Source organism: Glutamicibacter sp. AOP12-B1-11, from assembly GCF_052379245.1.
In the GTDB taxonomy this organism is placed as follows: Bacteria; Actinomycetota; Actinomycetes; order Actinomycetales; family Micrococcaceae; genus Glutamicibacter.
Genome location: NZ_JBQSYL010000033.1, coordinates 24,463 through 43,195, shown reverse-complemented (window position 1 = coordinate 43,195; position 18,733 = coordinate 24,463). Strand labels below are relative to the sequence as shown.

Below are 18,733 nucleotides of genomic sequence, written 5' to 3'. Positions count from 1 at the left end.
ACGGGTCTGTTTCCCGGTGCGCGCCCACGCCGTTGCTCATCTAAGGATTAAGCTCGTGGCTTTTCGCGCATCTCGAAGGTCTCGATGATGTCGCCTTCCTTGACGTCGTTGAACGAGCCAAGGCCGATACCACACTCGAAGCCCTCGCGGACCTCGGTGACGTCGTCCTTTTCGCGGCGCAGCGAATCGATGTTCAGGTTGTCTCCCACTACCTTGCCATCGCGAACCAGGCGTGCCTTGGTGTTTCGCTTGATGGTGCCGGAGCGGATGATCGAACCTGCGATGTTGCCGAACTTCGAAGAGCGGAAGACCATGCGGATCTCGGCGCTGCCCAGGGCAACTTCCTCGTACTCTGGCTTCAGCATGCCGGTCAGGGCAGCTTCGATGTCATCGATTGCGGAGTAGATGACCGAGTAGAAGCGCATGTCAACGCCTTCCTTATCGGCCAGGTCTGCCACGCGTTCTGCCGGACGCACGTTGAAGCCAATGATGATGGCATTGTCAACGGTTGCCAGGTTGACGTCATTCTGGGTGATCGCGCCGACGCCGCGGTGGATCACGCGCAGCTGCACGTCGTCGCCCACGTCGATCTTCATCAGCGAGTCTTCCAGTGCTTCGACAGCACCGGAGGCATCGCCCTTGAGGATCAGGTTCAGCGTATCGATCTTGCCATCTGCCACAGCCTGGTCGAAGTCTTCCAGGGTGATGCGCTTGCGGCGCTTGGCCAGCATGGCGTTGCGCTCTGCGGTTTCGCGCTTGTCGGCGATCTGGCGTGCGGTGCGCTCGTCGTCGGTGATCAGGAAGCCGTCGCCGGCGCGTGGCACCGAGGACATGCCCAAGACCTGAACCGGACGCGACGGCAGGGCCACGTCGAGGTTCTCGCCGTTTTCGTTGAACATGGCACGCACACGGCCGTGGGCGGTGCCCACAACCATGGTGTCGCCCACTGCCAAGGTACCGGACTGCACCAGCACGGTGACAACCGAACCGCGGCCCTTGTCCAGGTTCGCTTCGATGGCTACACCGCGGGCGGACTTGTCAGGGTTCGCCTGCAGTTCCAGCACGTCGCTGGTCAGCAGCACGGCATCGAGCAATTCGTCGATACCATCGCGCTGCAGCGCCGAGACATGGATGAACATGGTGTCGCCACCGTATTCTTCGGGAACCAGACCGTATTCGGTCAGCTGGCCCTTGACCTTGTCAGGGTTGGCGCCTTCCTTGTCGATCTTGTTGACCGCGACGATGATCGGCACGCCGGCAGCCTGTGCGTGGTTTAGCGCCTCAACGGTCTGCGGCATGACGCCGTCATCCGCTGCGACAACCAGCACTGCAACGTCGGTGACCTCGGCACCACGGGCACGCATGGCGGTGAACGCCTCGTGGCCCGGGGTATCGATGAAGGTCATCGCACGGTCGCGGCCTTCGTGCTCGTGGTTGATCTGGTAGGCACCGATGTGCTGGGTGATGCCGCCGTGCTCGCCCTCGGTGACGTTCGACTTGCGGATTGCATCCAGCAGTCGGGTCTTACCGTGGTCGACGTGGCCCATGATCGTGATGACCGGGGCACGCTCTTCGAGCTCGGCTTCGCCTTCAGCCTCAAGTTCGGCATCCAGGTCCAGGCCGAAGCCTTCGAGCAGTTCCTTGTCCTCGTCCTCCGGGGAGACGACCAGGACCTTGTAGCCCAGCTCTGCACCGAGGACCTCGAAGGTCGCCTCGTCCAGCGACTGGGTGGCGGTAGCCATTTCTCCCAGGTGGAAGAGCACGGTGACCAGTGCTGCCGGGTTTGCGCCGATCTTATCGGCGAAGTCGGTGATCGACGCACCACGGCGCAGGCGGATCTCGGAGGATCCGTTGCCGCGTGGAACGTTGACGCCGCCCAGGCTCGGAGCACTCATCTGCTCCAATTCCTGGCGCTTGGCGCGCTTGGACTTGCGCTGCTTGCCGCGTCCGGCGCCGCCCTTACCGAAGGCACCGCCAACGCCGCCACGGCCGCGTGGAGCGCCCGGACGGAATCCGCCGCCGCCTGCACCGGCACCCGGAGCGCCACCTGGACCGCCGCCGCCACCTGGACGACCGCGACCGCCGGCACCCGGACGACCGCCGGCTGCTGGAGCCGGACGATCGGTGCGGTTAGGCATCATACGTGGAGTTGCGCCACCTGCGGCGCCTGCGCCACCAGCGCCGGCACCTGCCGGACGTGGTGCGCCGGTTCCGGCACCTGCTGGGCGTGGACCGCCCTGGCCCTGGCCGGCCGGACGCTGTCCGCCGGCACCCTGTGGGCGTGGACCGCGAGCTGGTGCACCATCACGTGGTGGACGCGGACCGCCGGTACCTTGACCGCCAGCACCCTGGGGGCGTGGGCCTCGGCCTGCTGGACGTGGACCGCCCTGGCCGCCTTCGCCGCGCATTCCCTGCTGTGCGGAGAATGGCGAGTTGCCCGGACGTGGACCGCCTGGACGTGGAGCTCCTGCGCCGGCGCCCTGTGGGCGTGGTGCACGGTTCTGGCCGCCGTCGCGGGAACCACGACGTTCATCCCCGCCGCGCATTCCCTGCTGCGAGGAGAACGGGCTGTTGCCGGGGCGTGGGGCGCCAGCTGGCTTGGGTGCCGGCTTTGGACCTGGGCGTGGACCGCCCGGGGCCGGGGCTGCCGGAGCCTTGGCTGCCGGGGCGTCCGCCTCGGGAGCCTTGGCCGCTGGTGCTGCTGCCGCCGGAGCGGCTGGAGCCGCCGGAGCAGCTGGCGACTTAGCAGCTGGGGCCGCCGGAGCTTCCGGAGCCTTAGCTGCTGGGGTAGCCGGGGTGGCAGCTGGCTTGGCCGCAGGCTTAGCGCCTGGCTTTGGACCGCCAGCACGTGGTGCTGGGGTCGAGCCTGCTGGCTTGGCTGGGGCTGCCGAACCTGGGAAGGCATCGCGCAGTTTGCGCGCTACCGGAGGTTCAACGGTTGAGGAAGCAGAGCGAACGAATTCGCCCATATCCTGCAACTTAGTTAGGGCTTCTTTTGAAGTAATTCCGAGCTCTTTAGCGAGCTCGTGAACGCGGGGTTTAGCCACATCTCTCCTGTGTCGATGCGATCGGCTAGAACCCCGGGTTCAATAAGACTTGGGTGTTCTGGCTGATCAGCGTTGTAATTCGTGAAATTCTTCCGCCGCACGGTGGATCACGCAAAACCGATTGTTCATCGTTGTGCGCTCAACTTAGCGGACTCATCGGGTTGCCATCAGATTTCTGACCCGCTTTCATCATGATTGCCAGATAGCCGGCCCGTTGCCGACTGATCTTCGTATGCGGCGAACTGCTGTGCCACGCAGGAGTCATCAACCGAACTTCTAAAAGCTCGGGAAAATGCCTTGCGTCGCACAGCATGCCGCACACACTTTTCGGTTCCATGGGTCCAGGCACCCCGCCCTGCGGCGGAGCCCGAAAGATCCAGATGCACACCGCGCAGCGGTGAGTCCTGATTCAAAACCCAACGGAGTAGCTCATCTTGAGATGTGATGGTTCGACAGCCAATGCACGTACGTTGCTGATGCAGTTTCATGCGAGCGCCATCCTCACCTTCCACAACTTGTCAACGAGCCAACTACTAGTCTAGCGCGTTTAGACCTCGGCGCACGCGTGAGGTCCAGATCACAGGTACGCCGAGGCCAAAAAACGTGCTAGGCAAATCTATTTTCCGTCTCCCGTTGACCGGGATCAGGAATTGCTCAAAATTAGAACTGTGGTTCCTTGCCACCGGATGCGGCAATGATGTCGATGCGCCAGCCGGTCAGCTTGGCGGCCAGACGCGCGTTCTGGCCTTCCTTGCCGATGGCCAGAGACAGCTGGCTGTCCGGCACGACTACACGAGCGCGACGCTCGTCCTCGTCGAGGATTTCGACCGAGACGACCTTCGATGGGGACAAAGCGGCAGCGATGAACTTGGCCGGATCCTCGTTGTAGTCAACGATGTCGATCTTCTCGTCGTTCAACTCGTTCATCACCGCACGCACGCGGGTACCCATTTCACCGATGCAAGCGCCCTTGGCGTTCACTCCGGCTTGGGTGGCGTGCACCGCAAGCTTGGTGCGGTGCCCTGCTTCGCGGGCCAAGGCCTCAACCACGACGGTGCCGTCTGCGATCTCTGGAACTTCCATTTCGAACAGCAGGCGAACCAGATTCGGGTGCGAACGCGACAAGGTGATTGCCGGGCCCTTGGTACCGCGTTCGGCGGAGACCACATAGGAACGCAAGCGGCTGCCATGGGTGTAACGCTCGCCTGGAACCTGCTCGGGCGGTGGAAGCAGTGCCTCGACCTCACCGATATTCACCTGGACCATATGCGAGGAGTGGCCCTGCTGGATGACCCCGGAGATCAGCGTGCCCACGCGGGAGGAGTACTCCCCCACGACCACTGCGTCTTCGGCTTCGCGCAGACGCTGCATGATCACCTGACGTGCGGTGGACGCGGCAATGCGGCCGAAACCGTGCGGGGTGTCATCAAATTCGCCCAGCAGCACGCCGGTGGAATCGCGGTCCTCGACGAGGATTGCCACATGTCCATTGCTTTGCTCGATATGAGCGCGAGCACCGGGCATTGCGCCGTCGGTCTTGTTGTAGGCCAGCAGCAGTGCCGACTCGATGGTAGGGATCAGCACATCCATCGGGATGTCCCGCTCTTTTTCCAGGATGCGTAGCGCATCGAGATCAATATCCATGCCTAGCCCTCCAAATCTTCGTTATCAATGTTTTCAAATAGCGCGTCGTCGAAATTGATTTCCGGGTCAACGACTGCCTTGCGGATATCTTCCAGGGCGAAGGTCTTCGGTTCGTCGACCTTGACCTTCATGCCCTTTTTGGCAGGCTCGTGGTGCACGGAAATGACTACCTCGGTGTCGGTGACCTCGGTCAGCCGGCCACGCAGCTTGCTGCCGTCGGAGAGATTAAACTTCACCATCCGGTTCTTCGCACGGATCCAGTGACGATTCAGCGTCAGTGGGCGCGAAAGACCTGGGGAGCTTACTTCGAGTTCATATGGATCTACTGACGCGTATTTGGCGTCCTGATCCAAGGCATTAGAAATGGTGGTAGTTACTTCACCAAGTTCGTCCAAAATCACCGATTGGGTGCCGTCAGCCTTGTCGACGATGACCTGCACGGTCATCTGCTTTCCCGAAGGGCGGACAGAGACTTCTTCCAGCACCAGCCCGTGGGATTCCACTTCCTTCTCCAGCACGGTCGTCAACCGTTGTGCCTCTTGTTCGGTATCAGCCGGCTTAGCGGTCATGGATATCCTCCCACGTTATTCGATGTTGTCCTTTAAGGGTATATGCACGCACGCAAGATGAGAACTGCTTAATGGGCACAGGTGAAAGAACTCACGCGCAATTCGCGCATTCAGCGCGTTTGAACCGGGCTTAGCGCGCAACTTCATGGCATGATCGAATCGCCATGACTGAGAACTCGACACCGCAACCCACCCGACGCACCCCAAAAGCCAGGCGCGCACCGGGCTGGATCGCACCGCTGCTAGCCGGAGTTCTATGCGCTGGCCTCACCTGGGGTGTGGGCATGAGCATCTTTCGAGGGTCGTTGGAAGATCGTGGCCTGCCGGAGGAAATCCGCGGAAGTTCCGAAGCGCAGCTCCAGCTGTGGCAGTACGGCTCAACCCTGGCGCAACTCGCCTCCCAGGCCGACGCGTTGGCCGCGCTGGCAGGCTCGGACAGCGCCGGCGCCCTGAGCGAATTGAGCGCCACCTTGGCTCATGGCTCGCGGCTGGTTGGCCAGTTGAGTTTCGAGGATCAGCCAGCGGAGCCGTTGGCGCAAAGCTTCAGCCCCGAGGCGGTTTCCAAACTGGCCGAACAGGTTGCCGAGCTGAGCACCCATATGCCGGCCATCCCCGAAGAGCAGGCACCGCTGGCACCCGCGCTGACGCAGCTGGCCTTCCAAACAAATCTCGAAGCGCGCAGCGCGCTACGCACCGTAGCCAAGCAGGAGTCGGTGGATCAGCTGCCCGCCCCGCTGCTCTCCGGGCAGGGCGAAGCCGAGGGGGAACCTGTGGGTTGCCTCAGGGATCTGAAGCTCCTAGACGCGGAAACCCCGATTTCCGATCCGGCGTTGCATGATGACGTACGGGTGGCCCGGGCGCTGGACCGCGGCTATGCATTGGACTACATCCTGCAATTGCAGGCTGCGCGCGGAGCCAACGCGGATGCGGCGCAGATCGAAGAGCGCCGCACGATGTTGAATGCCGAACTGCGCAAGGTGCGCTCGGTGCTGCCAGGCGACTGTGCGGACCTACGCCAGTCGGCCTATGTTCTGCCCGAGGACGGATTCAATGAGCTCGGTTCGCTGGCCACAGAAGCCGAGGACGATTTTGTTCAAGCGCTAGCTCTTGCATCGGGTGCCGCGAAGGACAGCGCGCAAGGCACGTTGGCCGAAACGACCTGGCAGGTTCTGATTGAGCAGCGCCAACGTGGACTAGATCCAGAACTGCTGAACGCCAGCGAGTAATACTCGCCAAGTATTACCTGCACGCCTGGGTCTGAACGATTCAGCGGCCGAAAACGTACCTGCTCAGAATGATGTGCCCGCATCGCCGTGTGTGACAAGATACATTCAACCGCACAGATTCTGAGGAGTTCCCAGTGTTTGATTCCCCCGGTGGAATTTTCGGCAGCCAGGCGCTCGCAGTCCTTTTGACGCCTGGCATCATCCTCTGGTGGACCGGCACTCGGTCGCGAGGAACCCTCGCAATTACTGCGAAGCCTCAGGTAGTCGGCTAATGGACGTCCCTTGCGGCCTCGGTTTTACCGGCTCAGACTACGCTGCATCCCGCCAAAGGATTCCACGGTGAGTTTCTCCACGCCCTCAGGACAGGCGCATTCCCCGCGCGGCACCGCAAGCGGCGTCCGGGTAGCCACGCTGGTGCCAGGCAAAGATCTGGTCCAACGCCTGTTCGTTGCTATCGCCGGGTTTATCTTCGAGATGATCGTCTGGTCCGCAAGGAACCCCGGGGGCTATGCAGGGACAATTCCATCCTGGATCATCATCACGGTTGCTGCTCTGGGTTACACCACCTTCGTGATGACCCGCTCGCCGATCCTTGGCTACTACACGATGATCTTGCTGAGCACCGGCTGCCTCATCGACCCCATGGCACCGACCATGATGGTCGGGTTCCTCATTGCCGTTTTCTACCTGGCCCGGCGCTTGCCGCGACGCAGGGCATATCTGGCCCTGATCGGCGCAGCCATCCCGATACTGACCGCCTCGTTGGTTTCCACGAAGTTGCAAGTCATCGGTAACCTCACGACGGTTCTCCCCAGCGCGGCCGTCTTCACGCTGCTGGTTCTCGCGGTGTGGGGCTCGGGCGTGGCATTGGCCAGCTATGAGCGCACGTTGCGCACGGAACGTGCTTGGGCAATTCGTGCCCGCGAAGAAGCCACCACGACGGAGCGGCTGCGTATCAGCCGCGACCTGCATGATTCTGTGGCGCACTCGCTCACGGCGATCGTATTGCAGACCGCTGGCCTGAGGGCGGTGCAACGCACCAAGTCGCGCGAAATTGACCTGGATGCGGCACTCGCGGATATGCAGCAGACCGCGGAGCAGAGCATCCGCGAACTACACCGCCTGCTGGGACTCTTGCGCGGCGAGGGAGACGCCCCAGATTCTCCGCCGCGCGGAATCTCCGACTTTGCCGAGCTCATCCAGGCGGCGCGAACTTCGGGGGTCGAAATCCACGAGTCTATTTCCGGCCCCGAGCGTCCGCTCGATCCAAGCGTCGGACACGCTGCCTATCGTGTAGTCCAAGAGGGCCTGTCAAATGTGATGCGCCACGCCGGTCAAGGCGCCAAAGCCTACGTCGAAACCCATTGGGAGTCCGAAGAGCTGACAGTATCCATCCGTTCGCTATCCGGAATCATCGAAAAGTCGGGCCTCTCGGGCGGGTTCGGGCTGCTGGGCTTGCGCGAACGCGTCACTATCTGCGGAGGAACACTAGTCAGCGGTCCTACCGATAGCGGTTTTCTCGTCAAAGCGGTTCTGCCCGTGCGAACTGAACTAGGCTCGGGCCATAACAGCTCGTCGGATGATTTGTGAGTGGAGCGTCAACACGATGATCTCAGACCAAGAACCCACCGACCACGGCCCGAATTCGGGTTCCAGAATTCGCATCCTCATAGTGGATGATCAGCCGATGGTCCGCGCTGGCATTTCCATGTTGCTTTCCGCCGAGCCTGACCTCGCGGTGATCGGCGAGGCGAGCTCAGGGCCCCAAGCATTGGAATTTGCTGGCAAGCACCTCCCCGACGTGGTGCTCATGGATGTGCGCATGCCTGGGATCGACGGGGTCGAGGCCACCAAGCAACTGGTTCGTGAAACTCGGGAGAACCAGGACCGGTTGGTCCGGGTGCTGATTATGACAACTTTTGATGATGAGGAGGTCGTGGTCAAGGCGCTCCAAAACGGTGCAAGTGGATATCTGCTGAAACACGCCTTGCCCAACGAGATCGCGGCCGCGATACGGCGGGTAGCGGCCGGTGAGACTTGGCTGGATGCGACGGCTGCCACCCGGCTCGTACAGCGCCTGCACATGAGCTCCTCCGCCTTGCCGGACATCACCGAGCTGCTGACTCCTCGCGAACAGGAAGTCCTGCGACTAGTGGCCGCGGGCCTGTCCAATCAGGAGATCCGAGACCTGCTGGTGCTCAGCGAGGCGACCGTCAAAACTCACGTGGCCCGAATCCTCTTCAAGACCGGCTCGCGGGACCGCGCCTCGGCTGTGGCCTTGGCCTACCGCTCGGGCTTCAGCCGGGCGGACGACAAGATCCCGGGACGAAACTGAAAGTTTCCAGAGAAAGATACCGTGCAGGTATGACGACGGCAGAACCTCAATTTGAGAACCTAGAAACAACGCCACAGCAATCCCTCACCGGTACGGGGGTGTGGCCTCGTGGGAGCTGTTGTTGCCACCGCATGACGTCCTAGATGACGGTCAGTCTTTTTGGGGACCTGCGTTTGGGGGAAGCTTTTGGGGCAATTCCAAAAGCTCAGCTTCCTCAACGCGCCCGGCCTATGGGGATGGGTCAAGGCTGATTGATGTTGATTCTAGGTAAGGCAGTATGGGGACATTGCCTCCAAGAATTGTCGGCTCGCAATCTAAGCGAACCGGCAATTCGTGGTTAAACGGCATATATCTCTCCGCGGGTTCCAGGTTGAGCAGTTAGCCGCCGCCAACCACCGAGGCAACCCGCTGACCGGTTTCGGAAAGGCGAAGATTTTAGCCAGGCAGGCTGGCTGCCTTCCGCTGGGCCGATTCCCGGGAACAGTTGCACCCCTAGGCAAAGATCATGTCTGAACCGAGTTTGATGATCAGTGCGCACACCACGATCACGAAAATGATTCTGATGAATTTGCTGCCTTTGGAAATCGCCATGCGGGCACCGAGGTAGCCGCCAGCCATATTCATCAATCCCATGGCCAACCCCAACCCGAAAACCACGTGTCCAGCCGGAATGAACAACACCAGAGCGCCAAAGTTGGTGGCGAGGTTGACGATCTTCGCTTTGGCCGAGGACTGCAGGAAGTTGTACCCCAGCACCGTGACCATGGCGATGATCAAAAATGATCCGGTGCCCGGACCAATCATTCCGTCATAGCCGCCGATGATCAGCCCGATCAATACCGCCCGCAGGTAGTGCCCGCTGCCCCGGTAGCGTAGCTTGCTCAGCTCTCCGGCCTTGGGTTTGAAAATAGTGAAGGCCAGCACCGCCACCAACGCGGCGATAATGATTGGCTGGATGGCTTCTTCGGGAAGAATCGTGGCAATGGCCGCACCACCAAAGGCACCAACCATGGCCATCAGGGCCATGGGAATTGCCGTTTTCAGGTCCGGACTAGTCCGCCTGTAGTAGGTAATCGCGCTGGTGGCGGTGCCAAAAATGGAACCCAGCTTATTCGTGGCCAGGGCCTGCACCGGGCTCATTCCGGGAAAGAGAAGCAGCGCGGGCAACTGGATCAATCCACCGCCACCGACAACTGCATCGATCCAACCAGCCGCAAACCCTGCCAGTAATAGCAGGATCAGCGACGTCCAGCTGAACTCAACACCATCAAGTGACAAGAAGGAGAAAATCTCCGGCACCGCGCTGCACCTCTATTCATTTATTGCTTGTGAAAAGCTGCCGGCAGTTTACGCGGTCAGCTCTTCCACCACGTCGGCAACGGCAACGTCACGACGCTCGCCGGTGGCACGGTCCTTGACCTCAACGACTCCGTCGCTTAGCCCGCGGCCCACCACAACAATGGTCGGCACGCCGATCAGCTCTGCGTCGGAGAACTTCACGCCGGCCGAAACCTTTGCACGGTCATCGAAGATAACCTCCATGCCCTTGGCTTCGAACTCCTTGGCTAGCTTTTCGCCCGCTGCCAGCAGCTCTTCGCCCTTGCCGGTCACGACAATGTGGATGTCGACCGGGGCGACCTGCTTTGGCCAGGCAAGGCCCTTTTCGTCGTGGTAGGCCTCGGCGAGGGCTGCTACCGCACGGGTAACGCCAATACCGTAGGAACCCATGGTGACCACAGAGAGCTTGCCGTTCTTGTCCAGCACCTTGAGGTCCAAGGCTGCCGCGTATTTACGGCCGAGCTGGAAGATGTGTCCCATTTCGATACCGCGTTCGGCACGCAGCGGACCGGAGCCGTCCGGAGCTGGGTCGCCTGCGCGCACATTAACCGACTCGATGGTGCCGTCGAAGGAGAAGTCACGCTCGGCCACCAGACCGAAGACATGCTTGCCCTTTTCGTTGGCGCCGGTGATCCAGCTGGAGCCGGAGACCACACGCGGATCAACCAGGTAGGTGATCCCGCTGGAGGCTTCGGAGCCCAGCACCTGCTGGTCCAGTCCGTTGCCTGGGCCAATGTAGCCGGCGATCAGCTCGGGGTGCTTGGCGAGGTCTTCGGCGCTTGCCGCCTCGACCAGCACTTCACCGCTGATATCCAGGGCCATGCCGATGGTTGCTTGCGCGCGCCTCAAGTCGACCTGACGGTCCCCGGGCACTCCTATGACCACGACGTGGCGGTTGCCTTCGGGGTCGATGACCGCGACGACAACGTTCTTGAGCGTGTCGGCGGCAGCCCATTCGCCTTCTGCGCGCGGGCGCAGCTCGTTGGCGGCGGCAACCAGCGTCTCGATGGTTGGGGTTTCCGGGGTATCGAGGACTTCGAATGCCGGAGCATCGCTGAAATCGATTGCTTCGGGAACGACGGTTGTGACCGCCTCAACGTTGGCCGCGTAGCCGCCTGGCGAACGCACGAAGGTGTCTTCGCCGATGGCAGTTGGGTGCAAGAATTCCTCGGACTTCGAGCCACCCATGGCACCTGCCTGCGCGAACACTGGCACGACTTCTAGGCCCAGGCGCTCGAAAATACGAAGGTACGCTCCGCGGTGTGCGTCATAGGCTTCGTCGAGACCCTCGTCATCGATGTTGAAGGAGTACGAATCCTTCATGATGAATTCGCGGCCACGCAGCAGGCCTGCGCGCGGACGTGCTTCGTCGCGGTACTTATTCTGGATCTGGTACAGGTAGGCAGGAAGATCCTTGTACGAGGAGTACAGGTCCTTGACCAGCAAGGTGAACATTTCCTCGTGCGTTGGAGCAAGCAGGTAGTCCGCACCCTTGCGGTCCTGCAGGCGGAAAAGGCCTTCGCCGTATTCAGTCCATCGTCCGGTCTGTTCGTAAGGCTCGCGTGGCAGCAGTGCCGGGAAATGAACTTCCTGAGCACCAATGGCGTTCATTTCTTCGCGAACAATAGCTTCTACGCGAGCAAGCACCTTCAAGCCCAGTGGCAGCCAGGTATAAATGCCCGGTGCTGCGCGGCGAATGTATCCGGCACGAACTAACAGCTTATGGCTGTCTACTTCTGCTTCAACCGGATCTTCGCGCAAGGTGCGCAGGAACAGGGTGGAAAGCTTCAAAACCACGCGGGGCGTCCTTTTCCGTAAGTCGCCGGTCCATGGTGTGCCACTGGAGGTCGACTCAGCTATGCAAAATCTGATGTGTAATTGGCCTAAAAATAGCCTTCCACAATCCTAACCTCTATAGGCAAAACCCTAGTATTCCTAAGGCTGTGGAGACTACCGTGATTCTTACCGCAATAGAAAAACTACTGCCCTGGGAGGGTTTCTCTCCAGGCGTTGGCCGTCGTGCTCGAAACTCTCGCCAACCACCCTTCGATGATCACTTCACGAAGCTGATCTATCTTGATGTGTTCTAAATGGAATAACACAATGTCGGTCCCGGTCAAATGCTGAATATCAAAGAATAGTTCTCCGAAAGCATCAATCAGTTCTTTCTTGGCAATCTCCGAGGCGGTGCGCACCGCGTAGATTTCGCCTTGCGGGACAGATTGCCCCTGATCAACGAGTCTTTTCGTGTCAGCTTTCCCCAGCGGTCGCCGCCAGATGACCATGCCGCGGGGCACCGACCACTTCGCTCCGCTGCCATATCCACTAATGCCTTCCTCGAGCTGAGGCAGCGCTGCTGCTATTACTCGAATGTCTGCAATCGTGGCCATCCTCCCATGCTCTCGCGCGCACACGAGGATTCGCAAGTGCACAAGGTATATGTTGAGCTGGCATACAGCAACGCCGCCTGCATCCAGAATGGAAGCAGGCGGCGAATGGTGAAAAATCTCGCGTTACTGAGCCTTCTCCAACTCTGCAACTGCGACGTTGAGCTCCTTGACCAGCTCGTCGATTTTAGCCTGCTCATCCTCAACCGCACCGGAGTAGGAAATGGACACCGCATTGGGGCCGACAAGACCCTGAACGGTGTAGCTTCCCATCGGCACCTCGGTGCCTTCCATGCTGATGCTCGTCTTCGTTGCCGTGGTCACTTCGGCGTCCGAGGTGGCTTCAAGCATTTCAGCCGAAGCGTTGAGCTTCATTCCCTGCATTTCCATGGAGAAGCTGTCGCAGCCCTGCAGATCCTTGGCCTCGACGGTCTTCTTGATCTCGGATAGCTTTGCGTCGTCCTCGTAGGATGCAACGCTGTAGCTGGTTGACTCACCGGCCTCCGCGCCCGCGACGGTGGCAACGGCCATATTGATGCCTTCGATGTCCCATGAGCTTTGCTGCGCGACCAGTTCCGCGCACTTGGCAGGCTCGATGTTCATGCCTTTGACCAGTTCCTTCGCCTGTGGCAGAGACTCTGCGATCGCAGCACCGTCGATGATCTGCGCGCCGGATTCATCGGCTACTAACTTTTCTACGACTTCCTTTACCTTTGCGGAACTCAAAGGCTCCGCTGCCGGGGCTTGCTCCGAGGCTTGCGCCTCATCCGATGCCGCCGGGGCCTCATTGCCCGAGTCCGCGCAACCGGTCAGCGCCAGCGCCCCTGCAAGCGGAAGCAACCAAAGTGAACGTTTTTTCATGATTCAGTCCTCACGTTGAATGGTGTTGCTTCCACTGTATTTGAATAATGGTTAGAAATAAAAGCCCAAGGCCTAATTATTGCAACGATTTGATTTCGGCAAACGCTTGATCGGCCAGCTTCATCGCTTCTCCCGCGAGCAAGGGTGCTTCCACGGTTCCACTGGAAAATGTCACCAGAACGAAATTATTGCCTTCGAGAGCCTGCACCGCGACCGAATTCAGGTACTCGTCCGCCCCAACCTTCATTTGCGTGGCCATCGTCAGCGCCTGGTCTGCGGTTGAGTCAAGGTCCAATATCTGTCGGTCCGTGTTTACTTCCTGACCCGAGACGCTCACGCTGATCGATTCGCATCCTTCGATGTCGGACAGCTTCAGAGCCTCAGAGATATTTTTCCGGGTCTGTGCATCGGTGATCGAGAATATCTGGATCACTTTGCCCGTGGAGTCCCCCTGGACCGTTGCAGATGCCGCCACTGTGCCGGTCAGGTCCGTGACGGTGTACTCTTCTTGCTGTTTGGCGCACTTCTCCGGCTTGATCCCGTTGCTGCCTTCCATGGCCTTGGCATTCTCCAACTGGGGTTTCATCACCTCGTTGTCCAAGATCTGCGCAGTAGAGTCCTCGCCCACAAGCTTCGTGACCACGTCCTTGACCTGATCTGCGGAGAGCGATGCCCCGCTTGTTTGATCCTGCTTCTGGGACGGCGCGGGGCTCGACTCCGCCGTTACCGGATCAGCATTATCGCTTCCCGAGCAGCCAGTGAGAATCAGGGCTGCAGCCAGAGGTAGCAGCCAGAGGGAACGCTTGGTCATAGATCAATCCTTAGAATGCGCCACGGCTCCAAGCCTGGCTAGAAATGCTGGAAATTCGCAGCCCCGAGGTGCTACTCAAGTTCGGCGAACAACGCGTCGATTCGTTCCGAAGCGTCTTGGAGGCGCTCTTGCGTTTGCTCTGCAGTCGTCTGTTGCTGGATACCGACCATCACGTTACCCTGTGCCGCTCGCACCATGAGTTGCTGTTGCGTTTGTGAGCCATCGCTACTGGTCACCACATAGGCGTCATTGAACGGCGCCATTGTTTTAGTTGGTTGTTTCGCCAAATGGTAGGCGAGAGTTTTCCCGTTGATGGTCACCGAATATCGTGCGCAGTCGGCGCTCGCCTTAGCTTCGCTTTCCCATTGGGCCTGCAATGCTTCTTCGTCTTGATAGACCGCAACCGTCAGATATCGATCTTCAAACTCCACCGCCGACATCTTGGCCTTGGCAAGTTGTTCGGTGACCGGAGCGGCGAAGGTAACACCGCATTTACTTGGCGAAACTTTCAATCCCTCAATCCAGGCCTGTGCTTCGGGGATACTTTTGCGCAATTGCGAATCCGATATGACCTTCGCCTTGGAATCATCCTTGACGAATTCCTTGAGCTGCTTTTCAAGTTCATCGGCGTTGATCTGCAGTGCGCTTCCCGCCGTTGCCTCATTGGGAACAGACGGGGTACTGCAACCGCTAAGCAGGAGCGCCGCGAGGCAAAGCGCCGAGGCGAGGTACGTTTTAGAGCAATTGGCAAGAGCCACAGATTTTCCTGTCACGATAGTTACTGTGCTCGAGTCTAGAAGATTGCGCACCGTTCTCGGCGGATTATGGCCTCTGAGCCCGAGGCATGCCGTGCAAAAACGCCGCGTTTTCTACCAGTTCTTGATGAGACGATTCTGGTCCGACACGAGGATTTGCGGCCATGAGCAACCTGCAGTCGACAACTGCGCGCGTCAGATCTCTGGACGTACTAGAAAAGGATCGTCGCGAACGTTCCAGCCTGCTCGAATCCCACCCGTTCATAGGACCGAATGGCAGGCTCGTTGTAATTGTTCACATACAAGCTCACAACCGGCGCAAATCGCAGCGCATAGTCAACCGTGGCTGCCATATATCCGGCGGCAAGTCCCTGTCCGCGATAGCGGGGGCTAATCCAAACACCTTGGATCTGAACTACCGAAGTGGTGACGGTTCCAAGATCCGCCTTGAAAATAATCTCGCCGTACTCGTCAACGTCGATCACGGTGTGCCCTTCGCGAATCAACTGACGCACCCGGGTTCGGTAATATCCACCGCCACTGTCCAACGGCGAGTATCCAAGTTCTTCTTCAAACATTGCAGCACTAGCAGGCAAGACAAGGTTGAAGTCCTGCAAGGTCGCCACGCGCAGAGACTCAATCGGCGTGATATTCGCCTGGTGCGCAATAGTCATCAATGGCTGATTTTCACGGACGTCGAAGAATGTCTGGGGTCCCGAGGCAAGGACATCTTGCATCGCCAGCACGGTCTCGGCTGGGCCAAAAACCGAAGCGAAACGTTGGCGCGTCTCCAGCGCTTGCTGAGCATAGGCGCGCGCATGTTCAGCGCTCATGGCGGTGGGCGCAATATTTGCGCCCACCCAGCATGCCGATTCCAGCCCCTCTTCACCGTTAATGCCGAGCAGGTGGGCAAAACCATCCGGAACGGCGGAACGGTGCAGAGCAAGCTGCGACCGGGTAAAGATATTAGCTACGGGGTCTTGATCAAGCAATGCGAGTAGGGCCGCAGTATCTCTACGTCCCAAGACCCGCACTTCCCCGGGCGGGCTCTGTCTAGCTGACGGAGACCACGGGAGAACCCGAGGCAGGATTCTCGTCATCGCCAAGATCCATTTCTTCAGCTAAACGATTAGCTTCTTCAATAAGGGTTTCGACAATCTGGTCCTCGGGGACGGTCTTGATAACTTCACCCTTGACGAAGATCTGCCCCTTGCCATTACCGGAGGCTACGCCGAGGTCGGCGTCTCGTGCTTCGCCCGGGCCGTTAACAACACAGCCCATCACCGCAACGCGCAGCGGGGCTTCCATGCCCTCTAGTCCGGCGGTGACCTTTTCGGCCAGCGTGTAGACGTCCACCTGAGCGCGACCACAGGATGGGCAGGAAACGATGTCCAGCTTTCGGGGACGCAAGTTCAAGGATTCGAGGATCTGGTTACCAACCTTGACCTCTTCGACCGGTGGAGCCGAAAGGGAGACGCGGATGGTGTCGCCAATGCCCTGTGAGAGCAATGAGCCGAAGGCAACGGAGGACTTGATGGTGCCCTGGAAGGTCGGGCCGGCTTCGGTAACACCGAGGTGCAATGGCCAGTCGCCGGACTCAGCCAAGAGTTGGTAGGCGCGGACCATGATGACTGGGTCGCTGTGCTTGACCGAAATCTTAAAGTCGTGAAAGCCATGTTCTTCGAATAGCGAAGCTTCCCAGATGGCCGACTCTACGAGTGCCTCCGGGGTTGCCTTGCCGTACTTCTTCAGTAGCTTCGGGTGCAGCGAACCACCGTTGACGCCGATACGAATCGAGGTGCCATGATCCTTGGCAGCCTGAGCGATTTGCTTAACCTGATCATCAAATTTGCGGATGTTGCCTGGATTCACCCGGACGGCACCGCAGCCAGCCTCAATCGCAGCGAATACGTACTTCGGCTGGAAGTGGATGTCGGCGATGACCGGGATCTGCGATTTCATCGCGATGATCGGCAAGGCTTCGGCATCTTTATCGGTCGGGCAAGCGACGCGCACAATATCGCAACCGGCGGCCGTCACCTCGGCGATCTGCTGCAAGGTTGCGTTAATGTCATGCGTCTTGGTGGTGGTCATCGTTTGCACGCTGATAAGCGAGTTCGAACCGATGCCCACATTGCCAACATTAAACTGACGGGTCTTACGACGTGGAGTGATTACCGGCGGTGGTGCCGCCGGCATGCCGAGTTTGACCGAAGTCAATGGATGCCTCCGAAGTGATTGTAGGTATTTCTATATCAAGTATCGCACCGTCTGGCGTGCTATTGGTAAGGATGCGAGAAAAGCCACGACGAGCGCCGTGGCTTTTCATCACAGATTCAAGAAAAGTTACTTAGTTGGCTTCTGCAACGGTGCGGATGTTGCCCAGCACTTCGGCAACCTGTTCGGCAACTTCAGCGTCATCCTTCGGGTGAGTTTCGGCGAAGCGAACCACCGAGTTGGGGATGGAGAGCTTGACGTTCTCAAGGACGTTTGCCCCTGCAATGTTCAGCGCCTTGCGGGCTTCGTCTTGAGCCCATACGCCACCGTACTGGCCGAAAGCGGTGCCGATGACAACCGATGGCATGTCTTTCACGGCGCCAGCACCGAACGGGCGCGAGAGCCAGTCGATGGCGTTTTTGAGAACGGCTGGCATGGTGCCGTTGTACTCAGGGGAGATCAGCAGCAGCGCATCCGCCGCGCCAACAGCATCGCGCAATGCCTGTGCCGCCGCAGGCACACCGCCTTCAACATCGTGGTCTTCGTTGTAGAACGGCAGGCTGTCAAGGCCCGAGTACACGCTCACATCAACGCCTTCTGGGGAGTTCAGCGCGGTAGCTTCTGCCAACTGCTGGTTGGTTGAACCAGCGCGCAGGGAACCGACCAGAGTAATGACCTTTGTTGCCATATTGTGCTTCTCCTATATTTAGTGAATCAATAAGTAGACAAAGCTGACGCTTCATCTACTCCAACGAGTGATCAGAAGATTCAATTCCGCCACTAGATATGACTTAGGGCACACTCGTGAGAACTCCTGGGTCATAACTGCGCGTGCACCAACCAGTCAGCGGTAAAGCCGCGGCTGCTCAGTCCCGATTAGTCCAATTCAGTCAAAAGCGGCAATATCGCTTCTTGCTCTTCTTTTCGCGCCGATAGGTCATGCTCCCGCCGCCCTCTGAAGATGGCCTGCATACCAATGCCCATTCGCTCTTCGGCACCTCAAGGGACGCTCACCCCTCGCTTTCTCACCTGGCCAAAGATTGTGCGGCAAAGAGGCAGCGCTAATAAACGATGGATACTTACGCATAAATTGCAGCTGCAATTCGATTAGCGGCGGACGCGAGAGGCCAAAATTCATTGCGCTCTTGTCGCTCAACGAATCAATGAAACCCCCGGCCACAAAGCCAAGGCCTGCGGTCGGGGTCGATAAGCATTGACTTTTTAGGAGGCGAACTGCGAAAGCAGGCCCATGACCGGGTTCCATTCGGTGATGTCGGTCTGCTCTAGCGCGCCGACCTTGCTGAATGGATCATTGGCCAGCACCTCATTCAGGGCGGACTTATCCTCAGCTACAAAAATGAGCAGAGCACCGTCGGCAGCCGGGGTGGGACCCGAGGCGAGAAGACGAACCGAGCCTTCTCCAAGGAACTCACCGAGGTATGCGCGGTGCGCCGGACGGTGTTCGTTGCGCAGTTCGGTCGAGTCCTGAGCATAGGTGTATTCAACAGCAAAAACAGTCATGGCTACAGCTTATTTCGCCAGG

At 59.3% G+C, this 18,733-nt stretch carries 17 protein-coding genes; 3 read left to right on the top strand and 14 right to left on the bottom strand.

Annotated elements, in window-relative coordinates; translation table 11 throughout:
- Positions 1–47: 47 nt before the first annotated feature.
- The 4 genes from infB to rimP form a co-directional block, all read right to left on the bottom strand.
- Entirely contained in the window at positions 48–3,047 is a 3,000-nt protein-coding gene (infB, locus tag ACT3UQ_RS16945; protein WP_096287280.1) for a translation initiation factor IF-2, read from the bottom strand.
- 167 nt (positions 3,048–3,214) lie between these two features.
- On the bottom strand, positions 3,215–3,535 hold the full coding sequence (locus ACT3UQ_RS16940; protein ID WP_096287282.1) for a YlxR family protein: 321 nt from the start codon (positions 3,533–3,535) through the stop codon (positions 3,215–3,217).
- A gap of 172 nt (positions 3,536–3,707) precedes the next feature.
- Positions 3,708–4,691 (bottom strand): transcription termination factor NusA, encoded by a 984-nt coding sequence (gene nusA / locus ACT3UQ_RS16935; RefSeq protein WP_096287284.1) that lies wholly within the window; start codon positions 4,689–4,691, stop codon positions 3,708–3,710.
- 2 nt (positions 4,692–4,693) lie between these two features.
- Positions 4,694–5,260 carry a ribosome maturation factor RimP gene (gene rimP / locus ACT3UQ_RS16930; protein ID WP_096287286.1) on the bottom strand — a complete coding sequence of 189 codons (567 nt, stop codon included), beginning with the start codon at positions 5,258–5,260 and terminating at the stop codon, positions 4,694–4,696.
- Between the two features lie 164 nt (positions 5,261–5,424).
- Here rimP and ACT3UQ_RS16925 point away from each other — a divergent pair, with 164 nt between their 5' ends.
- From ACT3UQ_RS16925 to ACT3UQ_RS16915, 3 genes are all read left to right on the top strand, one after another.
- Positions 5,425–6,486: a hypothetical protein gene (locus tag ACT3UQ_RS16925; protein ID WP_141393561.1), complete on the top strand. Its 1,062-nt coding sequence runs from the start codon at positions 5,425–5,427 to the stop codon at positions 6,484–6,486.
- A 339-nt stretch (positions 6,487–6,825) separates the two neighbouring features.
- Positions 6,826–8,076: a sensor histidine kinase gene (locus ACT3UQ_RS16920; RefSeq protein WP_105649304.1), complete on the top strand. Its 1,251-nt coding sequence runs from the start codon at positions 6,826–6,828 to the stop codon at positions 8,074–8,076.
- Positions 8,077–8,092: 16 nt separating this feature from the next.
- On the top strand, positions 8,093–8,821 hold the full coding sequence (locus ACT3UQ_RS16915; RefSeq protein ID WP_444637571.1) for a response regulator: 729 nt from the start codon (positions 8,093–8,095) through the stop codon (positions 8,819–8,821).
- Between the two features lie 492 nt (positions 8,822–9,313).
- On the opposite strand, the gene ACT3UQ_RS16910 is transcribed toward ACT3UQ_RS16915, so the two are convergent.
- The 10 genes from ACT3UQ_RS16910 to ACT3UQ_RS16865 form a co-directional block, all read right to left on the bottom strand.
- Positions 9,314–10,120, bottom strand: coding sequence for a sulfite exporter TauE/SafE family protein (locus tag ACT3UQ_RS16910; protein WP_444637570.1), 807 nt, complete (start codon positions 10,118–10,120; stop codon positions 9,314–9,316).
- 48 nt (positions 10,121–10,168) lie between these two features.
- Positions 10,169–11,956 carry a proline--tRNA ligase gene (locus tag ACT3UQ_RS16905; protein ID WP_105649305.1) on the bottom strand — a complete coding sequence of 596 codons (1,788 nt, stop codon included), beginning with the start codon at positions 11,954–11,956 and terminating at the stop codon, positions 10,169–10,171.
- Positions 11,957–12,138: 182 nt separating this feature from the next.
- Positions 12,139–12,549: a hypothetical protein gene (locus ACT3UQ_RS16900; protein ID WP_105553705.1), complete on the bottom strand. Its 411-nt coding sequence runs from the start codon at positions 12,547–12,549 to the stop codon at positions 12,139–12,141.
- A gap of 123 nt (positions 12,550–12,672) precedes the next feature.
- Complete coding sequence (locus ACT3UQ_RS16895; protein WP_105553706.1) at positions 12,673–13,407, bottom strand: hypothetical protein; 735 nt, start codon at positions 13,405–13,407, stop codon at positions 12,673–12,675.
- A 76-nt stretch (positions 13,408–13,483) separates the two neighbouring features.
- Complete coding sequence (locus ACT3UQ_RS16890; RefSeq protein WP_105553707.1) at positions 13,484–14,218, bottom strand: hypothetical protein; 735 nt, start codon at positions 14,216–14,218, stop codon at positions 13,484–13,486.
- A 71-nt stretch (positions 14,219–14,289) separates the two neighbouring features.
- Positions 14,290–14,991, bottom strand: a complete 702-nt coding sequence (locus ACT3UQ_RS16885; RefSeq protein ID WP_444637569.1) for a hypothetical protein — start codon at positions 14,989–14,991, stop codon at positions 14,290–14,292.
- Positions 14,992–15,185: 194 nt separating this feature from the next.
- Complete coding sequence (locus tag ACT3UQ_RS16880) at positions 15,186–16,007, bottom strand: GNAT family N-acetyltransferase (RefSeq protein WP_258137659.1); 822 nt, start codon at positions 16,005–16,007, stop codon at positions 15,186–15,188.
- Between the two features lie 19 nt (positions 16,008–16,026).
- Positions 16,027–17,193, bottom strand: a complete 1,167-nt coding sequence (gene ispG / locus ACT3UQ_RS16875) for a flavodoxin-dependent (E)-4-hydroxy-3-methylbut-2-enyl-diphosphate synthase (protein ID WP_096287306.1) — start codon at positions 17,191–17,193, stop codon at positions 16,027–16,029.
- A 130-nt stretch (positions 17,194–17,323) separates the two neighbouring features.
- Positions 17,324–17,878 carry an NADPH-dependent FMN reductase gene (locus ACT3UQ_RS16870; protein WP_096287308.1) on the bottom strand — a complete coding sequence of 185 codons (555 nt, stop codon included), beginning with the start codon at positions 17,876–17,878 and terminating at the stop codon, positions 17,324–17,326.
- A gap of 533 nt (positions 17,879–18,411) precedes the next feature.
- Positions 18,412–18,711 carry a YciI family protein gene (locus ACT3UQ_RS16865; protein ID WP_096287310.1) on the bottom strand — a complete coding sequence of 100 codons (300 nt, stop codon included), beginning with the start codon at positions 18,709–18,711 and terminating at the stop codon, positions 18,412–18,414.
- Between the last annotated feature and the right edge of the window lie 22 nt (positions 18,712–18,733).

Bases quoted from the DNA above. Each gene is read 5' to 3' on its own strand.
- ACT3UQ_RS16940 (WP_096287282.1), bottom strand. From the start codon at position 3,535: ATGAAACTGCATCAGCAACGTACGTGCATTGGCTGTCGAACCATCACA.
- nusA (WP_096287284.1), bottom strand. From the start codon at position 4,691: ATGGATATTGATCTCGATGCGCTACGCATCCTGGAAAAAGAGCGGGAC.
- rimP (WP_096287286.1), bottom strand. From the start codon at position 5,260: ATGACCGCTAAGCCGGCTGATACCGAACAAGAGGCACAACGGTTGACG.
- ACT3UQ_RS16925 (WP_141393561.1), top strand. From the start codon at position 5,425: ATGACTGAGAACTCGACACCGCAACCCACCCGACGCACCCCAAAAGCC.
- ACT3UQ_RS16915 (WP_444637571.1), top strand. From the start codon at position 8,093: ATGATCTCAGACCAAGAACCCACCGACCACGGCCCGAATTCGGGTTCC.
- ACT3UQ_RS16900 (WP_105553705.1), bottom strand. From the start codon at position 12,549: ATGGCCACGATTGCAGACATTCGAGTAATAGCAGCAGCGCTGCCTCAG.
- ACT3UQ_RS16895 (WP_105553706.1), bottom strand. From the start codon at position 13,407: ATGAAAAAACGTTCACTTTGGTTGCTTCCGCTTGCAGGGGCGCTGGCG.
- ACT3UQ_RS16890 (WP_105553707.1), bottom strand. From the start codon at position 14,218: ATGACCAAGCGTTCCCTCTGGCTGCTACCTCTGGCTGCAGCCCTGATT.
- ACT3UQ_RS16870 (WP_096287308.1), bottom strand. From the start codon at position 17,878: ATGGCAACAAAGGTCATTACTCTGGTCGGTTCCCTGCGCGCTGGTTCA.
- ACT3UQ_RS16865 (WP_096287310.1), bottom strand. From the start codon at position 18,711: ATGACTGTTTTTGCTGTTGAATACACCTATGCTCAGGACTCGACCGAA.